This is a genomic window from Nonomuraea sp. NPDC049141, from assembly GCF_040648415.1.
Lineage (GTDB): Bacteria > Actinomycetota > Actinomycetes > Streptosporangiales > Streptosporangiaceae > Nonomuraea.
On record NZ_JBEZDR010000009.1, the window covers coordinates 1 to 22,841 of the forward strand.

General features: G+C 70.0%; 17 protein-coding genes, 1 tRNA gene, 1 pseudogene and 1 riboswitch. Of the genes and pseudogenes, 8 read left to right on the forward strand and 11 right to left on the reverse strand.

The genetic code is table 11. From position 1 onward, the window contains the following. Positions 1–222: 222 nt before the first annotated feature. From AB0B91_RS26785 to AB0B91_RS26800, 4 genes are all read left to right on the forward strand, one after another. The gene (locus tag AB0B91_RS26785; RefSeq protein ID WP_358324917.1) at positions 223–1,188 is read left to right on the forward strand and encodes a tripartite tricarboxylate transporter substrate-binding protein; all 966 of its coding nucleotides are present in this window, start codon (positions 223–225) and stop codon (positions 1,186–1,188) included. A 4-nt stretch (positions 1,189–1,192) separates the two neighbouring features. Further along, a riboswitch (cobalamin riboswitch) is annotated at positions 1,193–1,402 on the forward strand. Between the two features lie 125 nt (positions 1,403–1,527). Beyond that, positions 1,528–3,702 carry a ribonucleoside-diphosphate reductase subunit alpha gene (locus AB0B91_RS26790; protein ID WP_358324920.1) on the forward strand — a complete coding sequence of 725 codons (2,175 nt, stop codon included), beginning with the start codon at positions 1,528–1,530 and terminating at the stop codon, positions 3,700–3,702. Between the two features lie 24 nt (positions 3,703–3,726). Beyond that, a complete protein-coding gene (locus AB0B91_RS26795) occupies positions 3,727–4,722 on the forward strand; it encodes a ribonucleotide-diphosphate reductase subunit beta (RefSeq protein WP_358324923.1) in 996 nt (331 codons plus the stop codon). A gap of 12 nt (positions 4,723–4,734) precedes the next feature. Beyond that, positions 4,735–5,820 (forward strand): mechanosensitive ion channel domain-containing protein, encoded by a 1,086-nt coding sequence (locus AB0B91_RS26800; RefSeq protein WP_358324926.1) that lies wholly within the window; start codon positions 4,735–4,737, stop codon positions 5,818–5,820. A 15-nt stretch (positions 5,821–5,835) separates the two neighbouring features. Here the strand turns inward: AB0B91_RS26800 and AB0B91_RS26805 are convergent, their stop codons facing one another. Beyond that, on the reverse strand, positions 5,836–6,711 hold the full coding sequence (locus AB0B91_RS26805) for an EamA family transporter (protein ID WP_358324929.1): 876 nt from the start codon (positions 6,709–6,711) through the stop codon (positions 5,836–5,838). 83 nt (positions 6,712–6,794) lie between these two features. On the opposite strand from AB0B91_RS26805, the gene AB0B91_RS26810 reads away from it, so the two are divergent. Beyond that, the gene (locus tag AB0B91_RS26810) at positions 6,795–7,331 is read left to right on the forward strand and encodes an ABATE domain-containing protein (protein WP_358324932.1); all 537 of its coding nucleotides are present in this window, start codon (positions 6,795–6,797) and stop codon (positions 7,329–7,331) included. Between the two features lie 11 nt (positions 7,332–7,342). Here the strand turns inward: AB0B91_RS26810 and AB0B91_RS26815 are convergent, their stop codons facing one another. Together AB0B91_RS26815 and AB0B91_RS26820 are read right to left on the reverse strand one after the other, a co-directional pair. Then, on the reverse strand, positions 7,343–8,155 hold the full coding sequence (locus AB0B91_RS26815) for a cytochrome c biogenesis protein CcdA (protein WP_358324935.1): 813 nt from the start codon (positions 8,153–8,155) through the stop codon (positions 7,343–7,345). After that, entirely contained in the window at positions 8,152–8,919 is a 768-nt protein-coding gene (locus AB0B91_RS26820) for a thioredoxin domain-containing protein (protein ID WP_358324938.1), read from the reverse strand. The genes AB0B91_RS26815 and AB0B91_RS26820 overlap by 4 nt, the downstream gene beginning before the upstream one ends. A gap of 436 nt (positions 8,920–9,355) precedes the next feature. Here AB0B91_RS26820 and AB0B91_RS26825 point away from each other — a divergent pair. Beyond that, positions 9,356–9,429, forward strand: a tRNA-Leu gene (locus AB0B91_RS26825). A 484-nt stretch (positions 9,430–9,913) separates the two neighbouring features. Here AB0B91_RS26825 and AB0B91_RS26830 read toward each other — a convergent pair. Beyond that, the gene (locus tag AB0B91_RS26830) at positions 9,914–11,998 is read right to left on the reverse strand and encodes a SpoIIE family protein phosphatase (protein WP_358326001.1); all 2,085 of its coding nucleotides are present in this window, start codon (positions 11,996–11,998) and stop codon (positions 9,914–9,916) included. A 469-nt stretch (positions 11,999–12,467) separates the two neighbouring features. On the opposite strand from AB0B91_RS26830, the gene AB0B91_RS26835 reads away from it, so the two are divergent. Further along, a complete protein-coding gene (locus AB0B91_RS26835; protein WP_358324941.1) occupies positions 12,468–12,782 on the forward strand; it encodes a dihydrofolate reductase family protein in 315 nt (104 codons plus the stop codon). 51 nt (positions 12,783–12,833) lie between these two features. On the opposite strand, the gene AB0B91_RS26840 is transcribed toward AB0B91_RS26835, so the two are convergent. The 7 genes and pseudogenes from AB0B91_RS26840 to AB0B91_RS26870 all read right to left on the reverse strand — a co-directional run bounded on the left by AB0B91_RS26840 (position 12,834) and on the right by AB0B91_RS26870 (position 19,838). After that, complete coding sequence (locus AB0B91_RS26840) at positions 12,834–13,031, reverse strand: hypothetical protein (protein WP_358326050.1); 198 nt, start codon at positions 13,029–13,031, stop codon at positions 12,834–12,836. A 305-nt stretch (positions 13,032–13,336) separates the two neighbouring features. Further along, a pseudogene (locus AB0B91_RS26845) lies at positions 13,337–13,516 on the reverse strand (helix-turn-helix transcriptional regulator); the annotation flags it as partial. A 201-nt stretch (positions 13,517–13,717) separates the two neighbouring features. Beyond that, positions 13,718–14,404: a FadR/GntR family transcriptional regulator gene (locus tag AB0B91_RS26850; RefSeq protein ID WP_358324944.1), complete on the reverse strand. Its 687-nt coding sequence runs from the start codon at positions 14,402–14,404 to the stop codon at positions 13,718–13,720. A 649-nt stretch (positions 14,405–15,053) separates the two neighbouring features. Continuing rightward, positions 15,054–16,976, reverse strand: a complete 1,923-nt coding sequence (locus tag AB0B91_RS26855) for a sialidase family protein (RefSeq protein ID WP_358324947.1) — start codon at positions 16,974–16,976, stop codon at positions 15,054–15,056. Between the two features lie 122 nt (positions 16,977–17,098). Beyond that, the gene (locus tag AB0B91_RS26860) at positions 17,099–18,109 is read right to left on the reverse strand and encodes an MBL fold metallo-hydrolase (protein ID WP_358324950.1); all 1,011 of its coding nucleotides are present in this window, start codon (positions 18,107–18,109) and stop codon (positions 17,099–17,101) included. Positions 18,110–18,150: 41 nt separating this feature from the next. Next, positions 18,151–18,738 carry a hypothetical protein gene (locus tag AB0B91_RS26865; RefSeq protein ID WP_358324953.1) on the reverse strand — a complete coding sequence of 196 codons (588 nt, stop codon included), beginning with the start codon at positions 18,736–18,738 and terminating at the stop codon, positions 18,151–18,153. Further along, positions 18,735–19,838, reverse strand: coding sequence for a hypothetical protein (locus AB0B91_RS26870; RefSeq protein ID WP_358324955.1), 1,104 nt, complete (start codon positions 19,836–19,838; stop codon positions 18,735–18,737). Before AB0B91_RS26870 ends, AB0B91_RS26865 begins: the two co-directional genes overlap by 4 nt. A 96-nt stretch (positions 19,839–19,934) precedes the next feature. On the opposite strand from AB0B91_RS26870, the gene AB0B91_RS26875 reads away from it, so the two are divergent. Then, positions 19,935–22,709, forward strand: a complete 2,775-nt coding sequence (locus AB0B91_RS26875; RefSeq protein ID WP_358324957.1) for an AAA family ATPase — start codon at positions 19,935–19,937, stop codon at positions 22,707–22,709. Positions 22,710–22,841 lie beyond the last annotated feature (132 nt).

The window sequence follows — 22,841 nt, forward strand, 5'->3', positions numbered from 1 at the left end:
CCATCGATCGCACCACCTACAAAGCCACCATCAGCATCAACATGCTCACGAGCAGCCCATGACACCACCGACCCCGCCCTAACTGAACGGCGTTGCTCCTAGAAGCGCTCCCGAGCTTTTCGTGACTTTTCGTGATCTCCGGTAGTGAGTGCCCGATGTGTGACGATGGGTTAAGTGTCGGTGACGTGGGGTAGTTGCTGGGGTGCGAGGGGAGGGACCGCCATGCGCCGACGGGGGTTCTTCGCGCTCGGCCTTGGGATGATGGCCTGCGCGACAGGGTGTGGCACGGAGAGCAACCTCGGAAGCAGCGCCGTCAGCGCGGCCCGCATGCTGGGCCGGTTCGCGATCGTTCCCGGTGGCGGACGCTGGGCCCGCGTCGCCCGGGCCCTCGTCGAGGCCGCCCGCGGGGAGGGTTTCCCGGTCTCCGGCACCCCGCCCGCCACCAGGATCACCGTCACAGGGCTGCCCGCGCTGGCCGCGACCGAGCTCAACAACGGGCTGTCCCTGCTCGACACCGCCACGCCGCTGGCCAGGCTCACCGGCCAGATCGAGGTCGTGGTGGTGCCCGCCAACTCCAAGTTCGCCACCTTCGACCAGTTCGGCGCGCACCTGCTCGCCCACCCCGACCGTACGCCGCTGACGGGCGGGCCGCAGGGCGAGCCCGACCACCTGCTGTTCGGGCTGATCGCCAAGGGGCTCGGCGCCGACACCCGGCAGGTCGACTACACCGGCTTCCCCGGCAGCGCGGAGGCCACGTCGGCGCTTCTCGGCGGCAAGGCCGCGGCGGCGACCGGCACGCTCGCGGACTGGCGCAAGGCCATCGACAAGGGCTGGGTCCGGGTGCTCGCCGTCTCCAGCGCGCGCCGGGTGGACGGTGTCGAGGCGCCGAGCCTGCTGGAGTGCGGGGTGCGGCTCGACTTCGCCGACTGGTGCGCGGCGGTCGGGCCCGAGGGGATGACCGAGGACAGGAAGGACTTCGCCATCCGGCTCTGCGACGAGGTCACGGAGTCCGCCACCTGGCGGGCGGCCTGCCGCACGGAGGGCTGGACCTCGATCCCGCTCAGCGGCGACGACTTCGAACAGTGGCTCGCCTCGGAGATCGGCAGGACCAGGGCCGTGCTCCGCGATCTCGGCATGCTCGACACGGCTGACACAACATGCTGGGGTAGTTGCGAGAAGGGCCACTAGATGTAGGATCCTGGTCGTCGCTGGTTCGCCCCTCGGGGCGGAGTAAAAGGGAACCTGGTGCGATTCCGGGGCTGCCCCGCAGCGGTGAGCGGGAACGACCGCCGTCACGAGCACTGGAGAGATCCGGGAAGCGACGGCCAGTAGGAGGCCGGCCCAGTAGTGGGCAGGACCACGCCCGCGAGCCCGAAGACCTGCCGGTGACGTTGGGGGAGCCACCCGGCTCCGCCCATCGAAGTGTCCAGGGCCTCGAGGGAGGGCCGGGGGCGTCGCGGCCGAGAACTCCAGCGCCGCCGTGCTCTCGCGCGCCCTCACGAGGATGAGCTCGCGAGGAGAGAGCACGTGACGCAGACCATTGTCGATCCGCGGTCGGCCACCGCCGACCGGCGGCTGGCCATCGAGGAGGCCGCCGCCCGGGTGATCACCGACCCGGCGAACTCCCGGGTCGCCGCCCGGCTCCTGGCCGAGGAGATCGCCGACGAGGCGGCCGGGCACGGCGTGCGGACCTTCTCCGAGTCCATCGCCGCCACCCACGCCGCGGGGCTGATCCAGGACTCGCTCGCCGCGTTCGTCGGCGCCAACGCCGCCGAGCTCGACGCGCTCGTCTCCGGCGAGGCGGACGAGCGCTTCGAGTACTTCGGCCTGCGTACGGTCTACGACCGCTACCTGCTGCGTCACCCGGAGTCGCGGGCGGTGCTCGAACGGCCCCAGCACTTCCTGCTGCGCGTGGCCTGCGGGCTGTCGGAGACGGTCGCCGAGGCCGCCGAGCTCTACGCCCTCATGTCCACGCTGTCGTACCTGCCGAGCTCGCCGACGCTGTTCAACTCGGGTTCGCGCCGGCCGCAGCTGTCGTCGTGCTTCCTGCTCGACTCGCCGCGCGACGAGCTGGAGTCGATCTACGACCGCTACGGGCAGGTGGCCAGGCTGTCGAAGTACGCCGGAGGCATCGGCATCGCCTGGACCCGGGTGCGCTCGCGCGGATCCCTCATCAGGGGGACCAACGGGCATTCCAACGGCATCGTGCCCTGGCTGCGCACGCTCGACTCCTCCGTCGCCGCGGTCAACCAGGGCGGCCGTCGCAAGGGTGCGGCCTGCGTCTACCTGGAGACCTGGCACGCCGATGTCGAGGAGTTCCTGGAGCTCCGCGACAACACGGGCGAGGACGCCCGCCGTACGCACAACCTGAACCTGGCCAACTGGGTGCCGGACGAGTTCATGCGCCGGGTGGAGGCCGACGAGGTCTGGTCGCTGTTCGACCCCAAGGAGGTCCCCGACCTCACCGACCTGTACGGCGAGGCGTTCACCCGCGCCTACCGCGTCTACGAGGCCGAGGGCCGCTACACCCGGCAGTTGCCCGCCCGGACCCTGTACGGGCGGATGATGCGTACCCTCGCCCAGACCGGCAACGGCTGGATGACGTTCAAGGACGCCGCCAACCGCACCTCCAACCAGACGGCCAGGCCCGAGAACGTCATCCACCTGTCCAACCTGTGCACCGAGATCCTCGAGGTCACCAGCGACGGCGAGACGGCGGTCTGCAACCTGGGCTCGATCAACCTCGCCGCCCACCTGGTCGACGGCGGCGTCGACTGGGACCGGCTGCGCCAGACCGTCCGTACGGCCGTGCGCTTCCTGGACCGGACCATCGACCTGGGCTTCTACCCGACGCCCGAGGCCGAGGCGGCCAACAAGCGCTGGCGGCCGATCGGGCTCGGCGTGATGGGCCTGGCCGACGTGTTCTTCGCGCTCAGGCTGCCGTTCGACTCGCCCGAGGCGCTGGGTCTGTCCACGCGCGTCGCCGAGGAGATCGCCCTGGCCGCCTACGACACCTCCGCCGACCTGGCCGTCGAGCGCGGCCGGCACCCGTCGTACGCCGACACCAGGGCGGCGGGCGGCGTCCTGCACCCCGACCACTACGGCGCCGCCGGGTCGCCGCGCTGGGACGCGCTGCGCGCGAAGATCGCCACGACCGGGCTGCGCAACTCGCTGATGGTCGCCATCGCGCCGACCGCGACGATCGCCTCCATCGCCGGTTGCTACGAGTGCATCGAGCCGCAGGTGTCCAACGTGTTCAAGCGCGAGACGCTGTCGGGTGAGTTCCTCCAGGTCAACCGCTATCTGGTGGCCGATCTGCAGGCCCGTGGGCTGTGGACGCAGCGGATGCGCGACGACCTCAAGCGGGCGGACGGCTCGATCCAGGACATCCCCGGCATCCCCGACGACCTCAAGGTTCTGTACCGCACGGCCTGGGAGCTGCCGCAGAAGGCGCTCATCGACCTGGCCGGGGCCCGGCAGCCGTACATCGACCAGTCGCAGTCGCTCAACCTGTTCATGGCCAGCCCGACGATCGGGAAGCTGTCCTCGATGTACGCCTATGCCTGGAAGCAGGGCCTGAAGACCACCTACTACCTGCGCTCGCGCCCGGCCACCCGGATCGCCCAGACGACGGTCGCGGTCAACGCCGACGCCGTCGCCTGCTCCTTGGAGAACCCGGAAACCTGCGAAGCCTGCCAGTAGCCCCCTCGAACGGAGACCTCCGCAATGCTGCTCGACCCCGGCATGGACCTGACCCTGCGGCCCATGCGCTACCCGGACTTCTATGAGCGCTACCGCGCCGCCATCCGCAACACCTGGACCGTCGAGGAGGTGGACCTGCACTCCGACCTCGCCGACCTGGCCAAGATGACGCCGCAGGAGCGCCACCTGATCCACCGGCTGGTCGCCTTCTTCGCCACCGGCGACTCCATCGTGGCCAACAACCTCGTGCTCAACCTCTACCAGCACGTCAACGCCCCCGAAGCCCGCCTGTACCTCAGCAGGCAGCTGTTCGAGGAGGCCGTGCACGTGCAGTTCTACCTGACGCTGCTCGACACGTACCTGCCCGACCCGGAGGAGCGGGTCAAGGCGTTCGGCGCCGTCGAGCACATCCCGTCCATCAGGGACAAGGCGGAGTTCTGCTTCCAGTGGATCGACTCGATCAACGGGCTCCGGCGGCTGGAGACCGCGGACGAGCGGCGGCAGTTCCTGCTCAACCTGATCTGCTTCGCCGCCTGCATCGAGGGGCTCTTCTTTTACGGCGCGTTCGCCTACGTATACTGGTTCCGCTCGCGAGGCCTGCTCGGCGGGCTGGCCACCGGCACCAACTGGGTCTTCCGCGACGAGTCCATGCACATGGAGTTCGCCTTCAGTGTGGTCGACACCGTGCGGGCCGAGGAGCCCGAGCTGTTCGATGACAAGCTGGGGGAGCAGGTCATCCGCATGATAGAAGAGGCGGTCGCCGCCGAACTGGCCTTCGCCCGCGACCTGTGCGGCGACGGCATGCCCGGCATGAGCGTCGAGCAGATGCGCGAATACCTCCAATACGTCGCCGACCAGCGGCTGGCCCGGCTCGGGCTGCCCCAGAGGTACGGCACGGCCAACCCGTTCGGTTTCATGGAACTGCAGGACGTACAGGAGCTGGCCAATTTCTTCGAACGGCGGGTGTCCGCATACCAAGTGGCTGTTGAGGGCAATGTGACCTTTGATGAGGCTTTTTAAGACATTGGGGGTATGAACGTGCAGTCGCCGACCGACTGGCTCATTCTCGCCATTTCGATGGCGGGCGCCATTCTCGTGGTGGAGGTGGTCAGGCGGCTGCTGGTCAGGGCGGGCCGGAAATGGCGGCTCGCCCGGCACCTGGTGGAGCACTGCACCTGGCCGGCGTACGCGGTGGGGGTCGTGGTGGCGGCCAACCTGGTGTTCTCGCCGGGGATGCTCGGCGAGACCGTGCGCCTGCGCGAGCTCGGCGGCACGATCGACCGGGTGCTCGGCCTGGTCACCATCGCCTGTGTCACCTGGCTGATCATCCAGGCCAACTACGCCCTGACCGACGTCATCCTGGACCGGCTGGTCCTCGTCCAAGGCGAGCGCAACCGCCGGGCACGGCGGATCATGACCCAGATCGGGCTGGTCCGCCGCGTCGCCGCGGTGACCATCTTCGTGCTGGCGGTCGGCGCCATGCTCTTCTCCTTTCCGCAGGTCCGGGCGCTGGGCGCCGGGCTGCTCGCCTCGGCGGGCATCGCGGGCGCCATCGTCGGTATCGCCGCTCAGCCGACCATCGGCAACATGCTGGCCGGGCTCCAACTCGCCTTCAGCGACGCGCTCCGCCTCGACGACGTGGTCGTGGTCAACGAGGAGTGGGGCAGGATCGAGGAGCTCACGCTCACCTATGTCGTAGTGCGCCTGTGGGACGAGCGCCGCATGGTCCTGCCCGTCTCCTACTTCACCCAGAACCCGTTCGAGAACTGGACCAGGCACGGCAGCCGGGTCCTCGCCGTGGTGTTCCTGCGCGTCGACTGGTCGGTGCCGGTCGACAAGCTGCGCGAGGAGCTCTACCGCTACATCCAGGAAAACCCGCTGTGGGACCAGAAGGACTGGACGCTCCAGGTCACCGACGTGCTGCCGAACGGGCTGGTCGAGCTGCGGGCGCTGATGAGCGCCGCCGACTCGCCCTCCGCCTGGGACCTCAAGTGCGACGTACGCGAACATCTCGTGACGTACGTGAGAGAGAACTTCCCCGAGGCCCTGCCCCGCTTCCGCATCGACACGCCGGAGACCCGCGCCGGGGTGCCGTGGACCGGCGCCAAGCCGTTCTGAGGCGTCGAGCGGGCCTCAGCGCCGGTTCGCCAGCAGCACTCCGGCGCCGCCGACCACCAGGCCCGCGACGGCCAGCGGGTGCAGCGACTGCCCGACGAACAGCCACGCCATCACCGCGGTGACTGACGGGGTGAGGAAGAACATCGTGCTCACCCGGCTCGCGGGCGCGTTCTTCAGCATGGTGTTGAGCAGCAGGAACGCGCCGATCGAATTGACCAGCACCAGCCAGCCCACGGCGCCGGAGAACGCGCCCCAGTCCGTCACCCGCGGCGTCTCGAACACCAGCGAGGCCAGCCCCACCAGCGGCGCGCTGACGAGGAACTGCGTCGCGGTGCCCGTCCGCACGTCCATGTCCCCGGCGGACCGCTTCTGGTAGACCGTCCCCAAGCTCAACGCCAGCAGCCCGACCACACAGAACGCCACCCCGGCCGGTGAGAAGCTCAACCGATCCGCCACCGCCAGCCCCACCCCGGCCGCGCCGAGCCCGAAGCCCAGCCATTGGCGCGGGCTCACCCGCTCGCCCAGCAGCCGCCCCGCCACCAGCGCGATCAGCACCGGGTTCAGGCCCTGCACCAGCGCCACCACCGCGGCGGGCACGTGCAGGCCGATCGCCGAGTAGAACGCGCCGAACTGCACCGCCTGAACCAGGATCCCGGATCCTGCCACGTGCGCCAGCTCCCGCCCGCGCGGCCACGGCGCCCGTACGGCCAGTGCGAACCCGCCCAGCAACAGCCCCGCCAGCGCGAACCTGGCGAACGTCAGCAGCAGCGGCGGCGCCGACCCGACGCCGATCACCCCCGCGATGAAGGCACTGCTCCACATCACCACGAACAGAGGCGGCATCACCGCCGACGACGTCTTGTTCCTGGTCTCCATCACGCTGATCGCCACGGCGCAGCCTCCATAACCTCTTAAAGTGGTTATTTAACTGTTCCGTGCTTCGCATAACCTGTCAACGTGGTTACTATTGCAGTGTGACGGGTTTCACCTTCATCAGTGGCAATCTGGGCCTCGATCTGGCGGGCACCGTACAACACCGCCGGTCCGACCGGACCGACCTGCTGCGCGATCCGGCGGAGCTGGCGCGGTGGACGGTCGAGGCAGGCATCCTCGACGTGCCGCCCGCGGTCGGCGACGCCGAACTCACGGCGGGGAAGATGTTGCGGGAGGCCATCTACCGGCTGGCCGCGGCGGCCTTGCCGTCGGAGGAGGATCGCCGGTTGGTCAACCGGGTCGCCGCCGGGCCGCCCGCGTCCGTGCGGTTGAACGGCGCCGGGCGGGTCGAGCGTGACGGGGATCTCGACGCCGCCCTCTCGACGGTGGCCAGGGAGGCGGTCCAGCTGCTCGGCGGGCCGCGGGCCGTACAGATCAAGGAATGCGGGGGAGAGGTGTGCACCCGCCTGTACGTCGACGCCTCGCGCGGGTCGTCGCGGCGCTGGTGCGACATGCACGAGTGCGGCAACCGCGCCAAGGCGGCCGGCTTCCGCGCCCGGCAGCGCGCGCCGCTTTAGGGGCAGGTCAGTCAATGGCGTCTGAGGCGCCACGCGGTGACGGCGGCCACCGCCAGGGCGACGATTCCGACGACGAGCAGGTCGGGCAGTACGTCCTGGACGGATGCCGCGAGCTCCTCCAACTGGGCTTCCCAGGAGTCGGGGATCGGCAGAGCCAGCCCGCGCGTGCCGTCGGAGAGCAGGAACAGCACCCCGAGCCCGCCGAAGACCAGCCCGGACAGCAGCGAAGTGGTGTGCAGCCGCAGCCGTCCCAGCCGTAACCCGCGACCGCGCAGCCAGCGCCGGCCGCCCAGGTCGTACCGCTGCCACAGGCCCGCGAGCAGCAGCAGCGGGGCCGCCATGCCCGCCGCGTAGACGGCCAGCAGCACCGCCCCGCGCAGACCGTCACCGGAGGCCGCCGCGACCGTGAGCACCGCGCCGAGCACCGGCCCCGCACAGAACCCCGCCAGCCCGGACACCGCCCCCAGAACCAGTACGGCCCCCGCCGAATCCCCTCGAACATGTCCCTTCAGTCGCTCCAGCGGCCCGATCGTCCAGCCCTGACCGGCCACCTGCAGCACGCCCAGCCCGATCAGCGCCCAGCCCGCGACCGTGACCAGCAGCTCCTGCCGACCGTAGAATAGGTGGCTGACCTGCGCCGACCCCATCCCCAGCGGCACCAGCACCGCGCACAGCCCCACATAGAACAGCAGCGTCCGCCCGAGCAGCCGGTGGCGGCCCGGGAAGGCGTAGGCGAAGAACGCCGGGACCAGCAGCGCCCCGCACGGGCTGACCAGCGAGAACAGGCCGCCCAAGAACGCGGCGGCATAGCCGATGCCGCTCATCCGGCGTGGCGGGCCTTCTCGATCGCCTTCTCGAACGCGGCCACCGGCTGGGCGCCGAACAGCAGCTCACCGTTGATCAGGAACGCCGGGGTGCCGGACAGGCCGAGTTCCAGCGCGAACTCGAGGTCGCCGTCCACGAGCCGCCGTACGGACGCGTCGCGACGGTCGGCGTCGAACCGGCCCAGGTCGAGCCCGATCCGGGCGGCCACGGCGCGCAGGTTCGCGTCGGTGAGGCGTGGCTGCCCGCCGGTGTAGAGGGCGTCGTGGAAGTCCCAGAACCGGCCCTGCCGGGACGCGGCGCGGGCTGCCACGGCGGCCCGTATCGAGTCGCGGCCCCTGATCGGGTAGTCGCGCCAGAACATCCGCACGATGCCGGTGTCGAGGTAGCGGCGCTTCAGCTCGGGCTCTATCCGCTGGGCGAAGCGGCGGCAGTTGGGACACTTGAAGTCGCCGAACTCGACGATGGTGACCGGCGCCTGCGCCGAGCCCTTCGACAGGTTCGCGTCGACGGGCGGCGCGGGCGGCCCCTCCCAGACCTTCACCGAACTCGTCGGCGTAGGCGAGCCGGCCGGGCCGGTCGTGGGGGAGCCTGCCGAAGCCGCCGGAGTGGGGTCGGCCGGGCCGGTCGCGGCGGCTTGTTGAGAGGTGTTCTTGGGAGGTTCGCCCTGGTTCAGCGCGGCGACTGCCAGCACGGCCACCACCGCGGCCCCGGCCAGCGAGCCGAGCAGCACCCGGCGCCGCGCCACCGGAGATTCCTTGGTCACCTTCGGCATCATCCCAGCCCGCAGCGGCCCCCGCCGGTCGTTCCCCTGAGAGCTCCACCGCCCGCTCCATGCTCTCGCACTCGATCAGGTAGAACCCGGCCAGATGCTTTTTATCCCCCGCGGAAAACACGTGGCATTCGCCGCGATCATCCGGCTAACGTGGAGCACGTCCACCACGACAGGAAGGCAGCGCAGTGACCTACGCGAAGTCCCTCGAACTGCTTCCTGAGTTCCTCGGACTGGATTCCGGGTGATCCCTCGTAATGAGACGACGCCGCCCGGAAACCTGCCGAGGCGGCTTTTTTCATCTCACGGACGACGGCCCATGGAACACGGGGCCGCGGGCCTCGGTCTGGCCGACGGGAATGGCGCCCCCCGGCCGGATACAGCCCCAGCCCCGGGCACGGCCCACGCCAGCCGAGCCCGGGGCTAACGAGCCGCTCTGGCCCAACTGGCAGAGGCGCCGCCTTCAGGAGGCGGAGGTTCAGGGTTCGACTCCCTGGGGCGGCACACAGAAGACGCTGAACTTTCAAGGGCCCCCTGCGCGGGCCCCAGAACTAGGTCCCTCCGCCCCGGACGGGCATCGGCCACCCGGCCGCAGCCGTTCATCGGCGCGAGCCCCATGATCACGCAGACGAGGTGGTGCCTCCTATGATGACCGGGACATGACCTGGGCGTGGCGGCCACGGTTGAGCCGGCCCGCCTCAGCCCGCACGACGCCGCGGCACCGGTGCGAGGGCGTTTCGCCCGGCCTGCTGGGTGGTCGCGCCACCATCGGATCAGAGCGGCTTGGCAACGGTCAGCAGGACCGCGGAGTCCTCCAACGCCTCAAGACTGTGGCGGGCGTCGGGTCCCTGCTGAGAATCCGGCCCACGGCGGATCACAACCCCCGAAAACCCCTCGGCTTCGGGGCTGGTGGCGAACGGCCTGTGCCACGGTACGGAGAGGCCAGATGGCGCAGTACCCAGCCGATCTGAGCGCGAGGCGGCAGTGGTCAGCCTGGATTCGTGCGGTGTTCCAAAAGAAGTAGCGCGATGTCGTCGGCGCGCTGGCTGGTATGTGGGGCGTGGTCGAGAAGCGTGCCGCTGAGTTGCTGGAGGTGTTCGTAGGAGGCGAGGGTCAAGTGGCCGGCGAGGTTGGTGATGGCGTGGTCCAGGTCGGTGCCGGGGGTTTCGACGAGGCCATCGGTGTAGAGGGCCAGGACGGCGCCGGGTGGGAACGGGGTTTGGAGGGTGGGGTATTGAGCATCGGGGTCGATGCCGAGCAGGAGACCGGCCGGGACCTCGATGATCTCGGCGGGCATGTTCGGCGGGCGCAGCAGCGGCGGAGGGTGTCCCGCACTGGCCGCGCAGAGGGTGCGTAGTTGCAGGTCGAGATGGATGAGCAGGCAACTGGTGAACAGATCAGTGTCCAGGTCGATGAGAAGGCGGTTGGTGTGCTTGAGCACGTCGCCCGGGCTGGCGCCGGCCGCCGCATGGGCGTGGATGGCGGTACGCACTTGTCCCATGAGCGCGGCGGCTGTCATGTTGTGCCCTTGGACATCCCCGATGACCGCTGCGGCCGAGGTGGCGTTCAAGCGGATCAGGTCGTAGAAGTCGCCACCGATGTCTACGCCGCGGGTGGCGGGCAGATAGCGGGCGACCACCTCCAAGCCCGGGATCTCGGGCAGGCGGTGAGGGAGCAGAGTGGTCTGAAGGCTATGGGCGAGGCGTTCCTTGGCGTCATAGAGACGGGCGCGGTCAAGGGCTTGGGCCATCAACCCGGCCAGAGTGGTGAGGGTGGCACACTCCTGGGTGGTGAACGGGTGGGGCTGATCGAAGGCGAGCACACAGGTGCCGACAATGTCATCAGAGACCGCCAGCGGCAGGAACGCCCAGGCTGCCATCTGGTCATCATGCACGGCTGCCGGATACATCTGGCGTAGTTCGCTCCAGTTGGCGAAGAACATGGGCTCGCCGGTTCGCAGGACGTGCTCGGCGGGAGTGGGCGAGGTCAGGGGCAGTCCATCGAACGGAGCAAGGACTTCGGGGTCGTAGCCGTGCGAGCCGATGATCCTCATCCTGCCGCCCTCGGCTACCAGTATCGCCATGGCTTGGGCCTTGAAGACGGGCATGACGTGGTCGGCGGCCAGATCGATGACCTCCCGCACGTTGAGCGCCCGGGTCAGAGCCGCCGCCATATGAAGAAAGTTGTAGAAGGCGTCTGCTCGCGGCAGCCCACCGAAGCCGGAGGCAGGCTCGTGGGTGGGTTGTTGTTGTGTGGCATGGTCCATCAAGACAGGCGTGATGCGTAGGCTGATGCCGGACGGGTCCGGATACAGCTGGAATTGCAAGGTGCGGCCATCAGGGCGTCGGGCTCTGCAGGACGTGATCTGCTGGCCGACCACCGCAGCTCGGCAGCGATCTTCGAATACCGGGTCCCGCAGCCATGCCGCCGCTTCCCACAGCGGCTTTCCCTGCAAGTCGGCCACGTTGGTGCCGAGAAGGTCGGCTGCCGTGGTGCTGACAAAAGTGATGAGGCCTTCCAGGTCCAGCGCGACGCAGCCTTCGCGGAGCCGGTTGACGTAGCCGAATGCGGCAGAGGCATGCTGCGGATCCGGCACCTGAGTCTGTGCCAGGGTCAGGACGCGCGGCTCACCTGCGGCTCGCAGCGGCTGTCCGCTGTCGGCTGCCTGCTGCAGCAGGCCGCTCAGCTCGTGGCAGGCGAGGTTGATGACGTCCAGCTCATAGGGGGAGAGCTCGTGCGCGTGCGATGCCGGCCACAGCAGCACCCACGAGCCCCATACGCGGGATCCGGTTTGAAGGGGAGCGGCAGCGGCGGCGAATGGGTACGGCAAAGCGAGCGCCGTCCCAGGAAAGCGGCAGGCCAGCTCCTGATGACTCTGTACCCATATCAGCTGGCGCTGGCGGACGGCAGCGGCCACCGGAACGCCGGCGTTCACCCTGACCCTGGTCCACGGCTTGACGATCTGGGCCGGAAGCCCGATCTCCGTGTCCATCAGCAGGAGGTCCCCCTCGTCGGCCAGGAGGTAAATCGCGCCGATGTGTGCTCCGGTGCTACGAGCGGCTTGGGTCAGCACCTCGTCCAACTCGGACGCATACCCGCAGCCAGCGTGACCGGGCACGATCTACTCCGCTCCGGCCTGCACCGACATCCGTACCGCACCTTCAGGCCCAGTCACGTCTCAACGGTAAGTGCCCACATCTGGGGCATTGGCCCGCATTGCTCAATTCTGATGACAAAGTTGCAGGAGCATGGGATTTCCCGGCGGGCTTGCGCTCGTCACCGGTGACTTTGGCCCGCCAGGCCAGGCCGGGACATCCGTGTCGATCACCTGACCGCTACGGAGCCGGCACTGATTCGATACTGAAGGGGTACGGAGGCCACAAGGGGCGCCTGGTTCGCGAGCCGGGGGCACGTCTCACCCTCCCAACCCCATCGGCCTGGCTCCGTGGTCTTTGCGTGGCGAGTCCGTGCCTCTTCCGTGGCGGTCAGGGGGCCCACACATCGCCGCTTTCGCGCCGTTCTGGCGGGCCACGCCGAAAATTGTGTTCTCCCGCACGTACGCGGGCGACGAGTGGACCAGCCGCGTCATCAAGGACAACCTGGCCGAGGAGGTCTCCGCCCTCAAGGCGCGGCCCGAGGGTGGGGACCTGCTCCTCACCGGCGGCGCCGCGCTGGCGGCATCGCTGACCGAGCTGGGGCTCATCGACGAGTACCACATCGCCGTGCACCCGGTGGTGCTCGGCGGTGGCCGGCGACTGTTCGCCGCGCCGGAGCAGCGCCACAAGCTGCGGCTCGTCGACTCACACGTGCTCGACGGCCTGGTCGTGGTGTCGCACTACCAGCTCGCCTCCAAATAGGTGACCCCTTTTTCTCGGCCTACGTGACGGCCATGGAACCCGTGACGCCGATCAACGGCGCGCACGCGACGAGGCGCCAACCTGCTCCCGGCCGGCCAGCAGGCGCAGCGTGCAGGCGCGCTCGAAGCGGGCGTCGATCGACGTCCACAGCTCGGCCGCCTCCGCCAGCGCGTCAGGGTCGTCGTGCAGGATGCCGCGGGTACGGGCCAGGCCCGCGGCGGCCCACGTGCTCTGCTCCGCGTACGGCAAGGCGGCGGCGACTCGTTCGGCGGCCCCGGGCAGGCCCGCGACGAGGGCCAGCTCGGCGCCGGCGGCGCGGGCGTAAGACTCGTACCAGCGGCTGGAGAAGGAGGCGAAGGCGCCGCCCCCAGCCGGGTCTTGCCGACGCCGCCGGGCCCCACCAGGCAGACGGGCGCGGTGCGTGCGAGCGCCGCCAGCGTTTCCTGGCGTTCCTGACGGCGTCCGACGAAGGAGGCGTGGCTGACCGGGATCTGCGCGATGTGCCCCGGCTTGACCGAGGACGACGGTTGGTGCCGGTTGATGGCCGCCAGGGCCGTCCTGTTGGCCACGCCGTACTTGCGCAGCAGCGAGGAGACGTGACTTTCCACGGTACGGACCGAGACCTGCAGCCGGCGGGAGATCTGCGCGTTGGTCAGCTGCTCGGCCACTCCGGCCAGCACCTCGATCTCGCGAGGCGAGAGCTCGTGGGGCTCGCTGGGGACCATGCGCCTCATTGTGGCTCGGTGGTCTCTCCGTGGCGAATCACCGCCACAGTGTCGAGCAGCTGTCGCCTATCCGGTGATCCGCCAGCGGCCCGGAGCCGGCCTCGGCCACATGCATGCGGATCGCGCCCGCCTGAACGAAACGATGGGACCACGGATTATGGGCGGACCCGGGCAGGCCACCTCGCTGCCGTCGGTCTGGTGTGACCGAGGTCAGGTCGGCGCGGGTTCCGGCCGGGCCTCCGCCCGTGCGATGCGCGCCTTGACGTCGCGGAAGTGCAGCCGCATCGCCTCGCGGGCGGCCTCGGGGTCCCGAGCGCGCAGCGCCGCCACGATCCGGCGGTGGTTGCCGGCGATCTCGGCGGTCCGCTCCTCCGGCGGGCCGAGCGTCGGCTCAACCTCGTGGTAGACGTCCCAGAACAGGCCGATCAGCTGCAGGACCAGTTCGTTGCCGCACGAGTCGTACAGCAGCGCGTGGAAGGCCCGATCGGCTTCCCGGTCCCGATCCATGCCGTTGGCCAGGGCCTCCAACGCGGCGAGCCGGGGGGCGCTGGTGCCCTGAGCCACCTGGCCGATCAGCCCGGTCTCGAGCAGCTCGCGGACCTCGACCAGATCGTTCAGCGCGCGGATCCCGCCCGGCCCCGAACGCACCCGGAAGGCGAACGACGGGGTCAGCGCGTCGAGCGAGGCGTGCCCGACGAACGTCCCATGACCGTGCCGGATCTCGACGATGCCCAACGCCTGCAGGGCCCGCACGGCCTCGCGGACGCTGTTGCGGCTCGTTTTGAGCAGCTCCATCAGTTGCACTTCGGTCGGCATCGGTGACCCGGCGGCCAGTCCGCGCTCGTGGATCAGGGCGACGATGCGCTCCTGAAGCGACGCGCCGTCACGTGTAGGCATGCCAGCTCCAAGCTCGTCGAAGACCTTACGCCAAACATCCCACCTCTTCGTCCCGGAAGGCCAGCGGGGGCAAGAAAGTTTACGCCGACGACACAGATTGCCCGTCGGACGGCCATGACCCGTTCGCGCGCAGGCCTGGGACATAGGATGTTCTATGCCAACCAATCGGACGGTGGGCGTCGTGAAGACATTGACGCCGGGGGTTGCTGGCATCTGGGGTACGTTTCGCGACGACGAATCGATCGACTGGGCGCGCCTTGAAGCGGCGCTGGACGCACTCGTCACCGTGGGGCTTGACGGCTGTGCCGTACAACCCGTCGCATGCCAAGACGCGGGTGTCGGCCGCCCTGTATCTGGTGATCCGCTGCGAGGTTCGCGCAGTCATCGGCATCAAGGGGAGCGGCGGCGATGCGGCGCCACGCGGCCGACCTCGCCGTCTTCGTCGCCGGCCACGACCTGGCGACCTGGCGACCGGACAGCTCAGGCCACTGGCCCGGGCATGGTTGCCCGGGCCTTTCCCCGAGGCATCCACAGGACGTAGGACGTCCTTCGCTGCCCGATGATCCAGGGCAGGCAGCAGATGTCGTCAAGGCGCGGCGATGACGCCCCCGGGGCCCGAGAGCGTCATCGCCAAGCGGCTCGTGTCGCCTCAGCCGACGTGATCGAAAGGCAGCCGCAACCCGAGCCGACCGCCGATCGGGAGGTTCCGCTGCCGGATCAGGTCCAGCTCGGCGTCGGTGACGGCGCGCCGGTAGACGCGTACTTCGTCCAGCGTCCCGCGGAAGCGGTCCACACCGTCCAACCGCTGTCCGACGTGGATTCCCTCCAGCCCGAACTCCTTGCCGAGGGTCACCGAACCGGCCGGCGCCGCCGCCGACGAGACCTGCACGCCGTCCACCAGGAGCCGGAGCTCGCCGCGTACCCGCTGGAGCGCCACGAAGTGCCACTGCCCGTCGTTGTACGCGCTCGGCGACTGCACGGTCACGTTGAACCGGTCGACGGACAGGACCGCCCGGATGCGGTTGCTGGCCGGCTCGGCCCGCAGCCACAGCGCCGGCGGGTTGGTGCCCCGGTTCACCCGGTGGAACCAGAGGATCGTGTGCGCGCCGGTCTGCTCCGAGTACCGGATCCAGGAGGTCAGTGTGAAGTCCTTCGCGCCGAGGTCGATGGAGTCGTTGAACGCCACCTCCACCCGGTCGTCCACCCGGTCCAGGGCCAGCCCGGTGCCGAACCGCCCGTCGGTGGTCTGCGCGCCACCGCGGACATAGGCCTTGTTGCGGTACGGCGACTGGTCCGGCGTCGTCGGGCCGGGCGCCGGGGGACCGGGGATGCCGGGTGGGGTGCCGTTCGGCGTGTCCAGGTACGCCTCGTTGAACCGCGCGAACCGGATCTGCTCGTACGGCGTGATGTTGCCGGCCTCGTACATCAGGGCCGCTTCGTCGCCGTCCAGCCGCACCATGTCCGAGTACGCCGACGGCCCCCAGGAGAAGACCTTGCCCTCGTTCCAGGTCTCGAAGCGGCGCCCCTCGTCGTAGGACGACCGGATCCCCATCGCTTCCCGGGCGCCCGGGTGCATCGGCGAGGAGAACAGGATGCGCCCGTCGCTGAACCGTAGCAGCGACGCCTGGATGTCGGTCGTCGCCGGCGCCGGCTTGGTGCGGAACGGGGCGTCCCACGTCTGGCCGCCGTCGCTGCTGGTCGCGTACGCCCGGCTGCCCTCGTCGGTGCCGCGCTCGCGGGCCGAGGCGTAGATCCGCCCGTCGGTCAGCTCGATGACGGTGACCTCCTGGGCGATGACCGTGCCGTCGTCGCGGGACGTCTCGGCGCCGATGTTCCAGGTCACCCCGCTGTCGTCGCTGTAGAGCAGGTGCGTGCCGTAGACGTGCTTGCCGACCCGGTCCCAGCTTTCGAAGCTCGCCCCGACGACCAGCCGGCCGGCGTGCGGGCCGAGTTTGAGCTGGATGCCGTGCATCGGGCCGGTGGCGTACCAGAAGTTCCACTCCGGACGCTTGCCCTCAGTCATCTCCCTGGCGGCCGACCAGGTCGCCCCGTGGTCGTCACTGAACTGCACCCAGGGGTCGCGGTCACAGCCGTTCGGGCACGGCTCACCACCGTTGTGGGTGCTCACCAGGACGACCCGCCCGGTGCGCTCGTCGACGATCGGCACGGGGTTGCCGTGGGTTGTGCCGTTGCCCTCCGAGATCACCTGCAGCGGCCCCCAGGTCCGCCCGCCGTCGGCGGAACGGCGCACCACCAGGTCGATGTCCTCGTCGTCGCCGCAGTCCTTCACCCGTCCCTCGGCGAGCGCCAGGAGCATGCCGTTCGTGGCCCGCACCACAGCGGGGATCCGGAAGCAGCCGTATCCGAAGTCGCCCTGCTTGTAGAGCACCTGCTCGTCCACGAACGGTGCGGCGTCGGCGGACACGCCGGCCCCGAAGGTTTCCGCCGGCGCCGCGCTCGCCGGCGCGCCGAACATGCTGACGAGTAAGCCCGCAAGCACCACTACGGCGCCCGCCCGGCGGCGCCGGGAGCGGCGCCCGGTACGGCTCTCCGGAGGATGACCATCGTGCATGTCCTCGTCCTTCCTGGCAGGAGAAGATTACAGATGGGACATCCTACGTCCAACGTCCGATGTTAAATAGATGGTGAACGTAGAATGTTCACCAGAGGGCCAATGCGTTGCCCGGCCGGTGCTCAGGAGACTCGCGACGCCTGGTTCGCGTAGAGGCGGTAGGTGGCCAGGATGTTGAGCCGGTGCAGGTCGCGGCAGAGGAAGAGCATGCCCTGCTGGGCGGCCCCCTGCCGCGCCGGATAACGGGCGAGGGCGGCCGACAGCCCGGGGTCGAGGCGCTCGGCCCACGGGTCGGTGCAGACGGCGAACGTCTCCTCCAGGCTGCGGCCCGCCACTACGCCTGCCCGCACCTCGTCGTGCAGCCGCTCGAGGTAGCCGATGAGATCGTCCACCGCCGCCGGCCCGGCTCCCATCGGGCCGTGCCCGGGAACGACGATCTCCAGTTCGGGCAGGGCCTCGCGCATCCGGCGCAGCGACCCCAGGTACGGTTCAGGTCCGCCCTGGAGCAGCATGGGGGCTATGCCCGCATGACTGAGGAAGTTGCCGGTCCAGGCGGTGCGGGCGTCGGGGACATATACGACGGTGTCGCCCGGCCCGTTGCCCGGACCGAAGTGGTGGAGCTGGACGATCCGTCCTCCGAGGTCGATCTCGGCGTAGGAGTCGAACGTCAGGTTCGGTCTGCGCCAGGTGGTGACCTCGTCCAGCAGCGCGGCGTCGCCGTACATGTTGGCTGACCGGGTCTGCTTCTCATAGGCCAGATCGGTCATGTTCGCCTTGTTGACCCTGGACGAGACGATCACGACCTGGTCGGGGAAGGCGGCGTTGCCGAAGGTGTGGTCGCCGTGGTACGTCGTGTTGACCAGGTAGCGCAGCGGCTGGTCGGTGAGGCCCGCGGCGGTGGCCTGGATCTTGGCCGATACGTCCGGGGTGATCCCGGCGTCGATCACCAGCGCCGCGTCCCGCCCCGCGACCACGCCGTTGTTGTCCTTGGGCGCGAGGTTGGCCATGAGCGCCCACACGCCCTGCGCGAGTTCGTGCGGCACCAGCTCCAGGCCGACCGGCGACAGGTTCGGCCCGCCGTAACCCCCGGGGCGCTCGGCGATCTCGCGCTCCGGGATGTGTGACGTCGACATCTCGATTTCCTTCCGTTCGGTTTCCAGCGAAAGTGTTCGGATCAGACAGAGACGGCTACTGGACGGGCCTCGGTTACCTGGGGGAGAGAGGCCGTCCAGAGGCGGTGTACGAGGATCGGGCCGATGACCCAGTAGCCGAGTGAGGTGACGATGCCGGGAAAGGCGAGGTCGCCCGCGACCAGGTCGTAGATCGGGTGGCCGATGGCGTTGCCCATCGCGCCCATGATCGCGAAGAACCAGGCGATGAGCAGCGGCACGCGCCAGCCGCGGTAGATCGCGAGCGCGCCCATGGCGAAGGCCGCGTAGGAGATCATGTTGATCCAGACGAACAGGGGGAGGGACATGGCCTGCGCGCCGAAGACCTCGGTCGGCCAGCGCCGGTTGAACCCGTTCATGAACTCCTCCCCGAAGTGCAGAAACTGCCAGGCCAGGCCGATGAGGTAGATCGGCAGCACCCGGGAGGGGTCGGGGAGCCTGCGGTTGGTGGTGGCCAGGTGGCAGCCGTAGGCGATCACCATGGCCGGGATGAAGGTCAGCCACAGCGCCAGTCCGGGCGACAGGTAGGCGAACACCACGATCAGGGCGGTGGCCACGACGCCGGCGGCGACAGTCGAACGGTGGCGGGTCATCGGGTGCTCCTCATGAGGTGGGTGGTGATGGTGTTGAGCTCGATCGGCGCGTCCTCACCGACCACGACGGTGCCGCCGATGCGGACCAGGCGGCGGCCGTGGACGCAGTTGGGCGCGAAGGCGAACGTCATGCCCGGCCTGAGCGGCAGGTCGGAGCCGATGGTGGGCTGCTCGGCGAGCAGCCCGTAGCGCGCGCTCCGCGGCAGCGCGCCGAACCCGGCGCCGGATCCGCCCGCCGCCCCGCACGGATTGACGGCGTGCACGAGGGGGTACGCGTGCCAGCCGCCCGCTTCCTGGAACGGGCCCTTCATCGCGGTCACGACCTCGCCGAACGTGTGCCCGGGACGCAGGACCGCCAGGAGCAGATCGCCGTCCTCGATCACGCGTGGCGCCTGCGGCCGGTACGACCACGCGGGCGGGCCGCAGGAGACGAACTCCTTGCCCGACACGATCAGCAGACCCGGAGCCACGGCACCCCGCCGCAGGGATTCGGCGATGCCCGCCGCGTACACCGACGCCTCGGTGACGCCGGGCCGTACCGCCTCCAGCATGGCCCGTGCCATCGCCTCGCCGACGGCGGCCGCGTGCCCGATGACCGCGAGCTCCTCCGCGGACTGGCTCAGCGCGCGCCGCACGAAGGCCGCCTCGACCGGCTTGAAGGTCACCTGCGGGAGCCGCTGGAGCACCGACGACCACAGCGTGTACGGCACGAGCGGGTCGGCGTGAAAAGGCGGGCACGGTTCGAGACCGAGCACGCCGATCGCCGACCTGCCGAGCCCGTGCGCGCGCAGCACCTCCGCCACGCCGTGCGCGTGCTTGGCGACGAGCACGTTCTCCGGCCTGATCCACACCGCGTCGCCGCGCCTCCTCGCGTCGAGGTGCTCGCCGAGCTGCGCGGGCGAGCGGACCAGGGCGATCGGCTCGTCGGCGCGGGGGGAGACGACGATCGCTCCGGGACGGTCGTTGGTGAAGAACACATCCGGCGCCCACTCCGCCCCGCCGTGGACGACGAGCGCGTCGACGCCCTCGGCATCCATCAGCTCCCTGGCGAGATCCCAGCGCCGATCCCGTTCGGCCGGCGAGTAGGTGGGAAGATCCATGCCGCCGACGCTAGGGCGGCGCCGCCCGTCCGGAATCTGTCAGGTGACCAGCCGTCCGGCGACGGGCATCGGTCACCGGCTCAATAAGATCGTCCCGTGCTGTACGGGCGTGGGGTGGAAACCGATCGAATAGACCATTTGCTGGCAGAGGCCAGGGACGGCCGAAGCGGCGTCCTGGTGCTGCGCGGCCCCGCGGGAATCGGCAAGTCGGCGCTGCTCGAACACGCGGCGGGGACGGCTGAGGCCTTGGGCATGCGAACCGTGCGCGGAGTGGGCATCGAGAGCGAGACCGAGATGGTGTTCGCCGCGCTCCACTTGCTGCTGCGGTTCGGGCTCGACCGCCTCGACCGCCTTCCGGCCCCGCAGGCGGACGCGCTCAGGGGGGCTTTCGGGCTGGCTCCTTCCCGTGAGGCCAACCGTTTCCTGGTCGGTCTCGGCGCCCTGACCCTGCTGTCCGAGCTCGCCGGCGACGGCCTGCTGTGCCTGGTCGACGACGCGCAGTGGCTGGACCGCTCCTCGGCCGACGCCCTGCTCTTCGCCGCACGGCGGCTGGAAGCGGAGGGGGTGGCGCTGATCCTTTCAGCGCGGGACGGCAGCCACGGTTTCCGGCCGGCCGGCCTGCCCGAGACACGGCTCGGCGGCCTCGGCCCGGAGGCCGCGGCCAGGCTGCTGGGCGAGACCGCCGGCCCGCTGGCGCCGCACGTCAGGGACCGCATCCTCGCCGAGAGCGAGGGAAACCCGCTCGCGCTCATCGAGCTGCCCGCGGCGCTCACTCCTGATCAGCGGGCCGGGCACGTCACCCCGCTGGCCTACCACCTGGGCCCGCTTCCGCTCACCGGCCGGATGCAGGAGGCGTTCCAGACGCAGATCCACGCGCTGCCCGAGCCCGCCCAGACCCTGCTGCTGGTGGCGGCCGCGGAGAGCACCGGCGACCTCACCGTCATCCTCGGGGCCGCGCGGCGGCTGGGCATCCACGCCGACGCCGTCGAGCCGGGGGAGCGGAGCGGGCTCATCCGCGTCGTGGACGGGGAGCTCGCCTTCCGCCATCCGCTGATCAGGGCGGCCGCCTACCAGGGAGCGCCGTTCACCAGGCGCCTGGCCGCGCACCGGGCCCTGGCGGCCGCTCTCGACGGCGCCCCCGACGACAGCCGGTACGACGATGCCCGGGCCTGGCATCTCGCCGCCGCCTGCACCGGACCCGACGAGATCGTCGCCGCCGAGCTGGAACAGACGGCCGAACGGGCCAGGCGCAGAAGCGGCCACGCCGCCACGACCGCGGCCTACCGCCGCGCGGCACAGCTCTCCCCGGAACCACGCGACCAGGTGCGACGCCTGATCAGCTCCGCCGAGGCGGCGATGGACGCCGGTCAGCTCCTGCAGGCCCGCGCGCTGGCCGACCGCGCGGCGCTGCTCACCGACGATCCGCGCGAGCACGCCAGACTCGCCGGGGTACGCGCGGCCATCGAGTTCGAACAGGGCTCGCCGAGTGTCGCGCACGGCATCCTCATGACCGCCGCCGCCCCCGTCTCGGCCGTGGACCCGACCAGGGCCGCGTCCATGCTGCTCGAAGCCGTACGCGACGCCTGGTTCGCCGGTGCGCCCGAGCTGGCCAGGCAGGGCATCGACCGCGTCCACGCGCTGGCCCTGCCGTCCGGGCATCACCTCCAGCCGGTCATCTCGGCGATGACCGGTCTGGCCGCCCTGCTGGCGGGCGATGCCACCCGCGGGCTGGTGCCCATCCACGCGGCACTCGCCGACGCCCGGCGATCGCAGCCGGGCACGCCCGGAGACCGGCTCATCATCGCCTCGATGGCGTTCATGGTGGGCGACGACGAGACGTCCATGGACCTGGGCGCCCGCCTGGCCGACGACTGCCGGGCCCAGGGGATGATCGGCTGGCTGCCGCACGCGCTGCAGAACCTCGCCACCAGCCAGCTCTACCTCGGCCGCTTCCGGGACGCGCAGGCGTCGGCCACCGAAGCCGTGCGCATCGCCGACGACACCGGGCAGCATCACCGCGTCGATCACCTGCAAGGGATGCTCGCCTGGCTCGCCGCGGTCCACGGCGACGACCGCGCCTGCACAGAGCTCACCGGCCGCGTCCGAGCCCATGCCACCGACCACGGCAACGTGTCGAGCTTGGCCTGGGCGGTCTGGGCACAGGGCCTGCTCGCCCTCGGGCAGGGCAGGACGCGGGCAGCCCTGGAGCTGTTGGAGGCCGGCATCACCGGCACCGTCCGCTACCAGCTCACGACCACCCTGTTCGTGCCGGACCTGGTGGAGGCGGCGGTCCGATGCGAGCAGGCCGATCGGGCCAGGACGCCGCTCGCCAGATTCGACGAGTGGGCCACAGCCACCAGGCAACCCTGGGCGCGCGCGGTCGCCCTGCGCTGCAGAGCGCTGAGCGCCGTGTCCGAGGAGGAGGCGGAAGCTCACTACGCCGAGGCCGTCAGCCTGCATCTGAATGGAGGGCGGCCGTTCGAGGAAGCCCGCACCAAACTGCTGTTCGGCGAGTGGCTACGCAGAAACCGGCGCAAGGCCGAGGCCAGGGTCCATCTCAGGCAGGCGCTGGACACGTTCGACCGCGCCGGGGCCGTCCCCTGGGCGACCCGTGCCCGTGCCGAACTGCGCGCCACGGGAGAGGCGACCGCTGACGTGCGGGCGGCGGGCGCGGCGGGCCTGCTGACCCCGCAGGAACTGCAGATCGTACGGCTGGCCGCGCGGGGCGCCACGAACCGCGACATCGGCGCGCGGCTCTTCCTGAGCCCGCGCACTGTGGGCTACCACCTGCACAAGGCGTTCCCCAAGCTCGGCGTCGCCTCCAGAACCGAACTCGCCCGGCTTGACCTTGGCGATCGAATAAAGGGTTAAACAGCGGCATTTCCTGCCTGCCCCATAAAACCATCAAAGCTGCCCATGGCTATTTCACAAGAAATATCCCATTATGGCGCCGTATGATGCGGGGATGGAAAATATATCTATCAGGGCAGTCAGAATGACCCT

Coding starts and splice junctions, on each gene's coding strand:
- AB0B91_RS26785 (WP_358324917.1), top strand. CDS start 223: ATGCGCCGACGGGGGTTCTTCGCGCTCGGCCTTGGGATGATGGCCTGC.
- AB0B91_RS26795 (WP_358324923.1), top strand. CDS start 3,727: ATGCTGCTCGACCCCGGCATGGACCTGACCCTGCGGCCCATGCGCTAC.
- AB0B91_RS26800 (WP_358324926.1), top strand. CDS start 4,735: ATGAACGTGCAGTCGCCGACCGACTGGCTCATTCTCGCCATTTCGATG.
- AB0B91_RS26815 (WP_358324935.1), bottom strand. CDS start 8,155: ATGAGCGGCATCGGCTATGCCGCCGCGTTCTTGGGCGGCCTGTTCTCG.
- AB0B91_RS26850 (WP_358324944.1), bottom strand. CDS start 14,404: ATGCCTACACGTGACGGCGCGTCGCTTCAGGAGCGCATCGTCGCCCTG.
- AB0B91_RS26855 (WP_358324947.1), bottom strand. CDS start 16,976: ATGCACGATGGTCATCCTCCGGAGAGCCGTACCGGGCGCCGCTCCCGG.
- AB0B91_RS26860 (WP_358324950.1), bottom strand. CDS start 18,109: ATGTCGACGTCACACATCCCGGAGCGCGAGATCGCCGAGCGCCCCGGG.
- AB0B91_RS26865 (WP_358324953.1), bottom strand. CDS start 18,738: ATGACCCGCCACCGTTCGACTGTCGCCGCCGGCGTCGTGGCCACCGCC.
- AB0B91_RS26870 (WP_358324955.1), bottom strand. CDS start 19,838: ATGGATCTTCCCACCTACTCGCCGGCCGAACGGGATCGGCGCTGGGAT.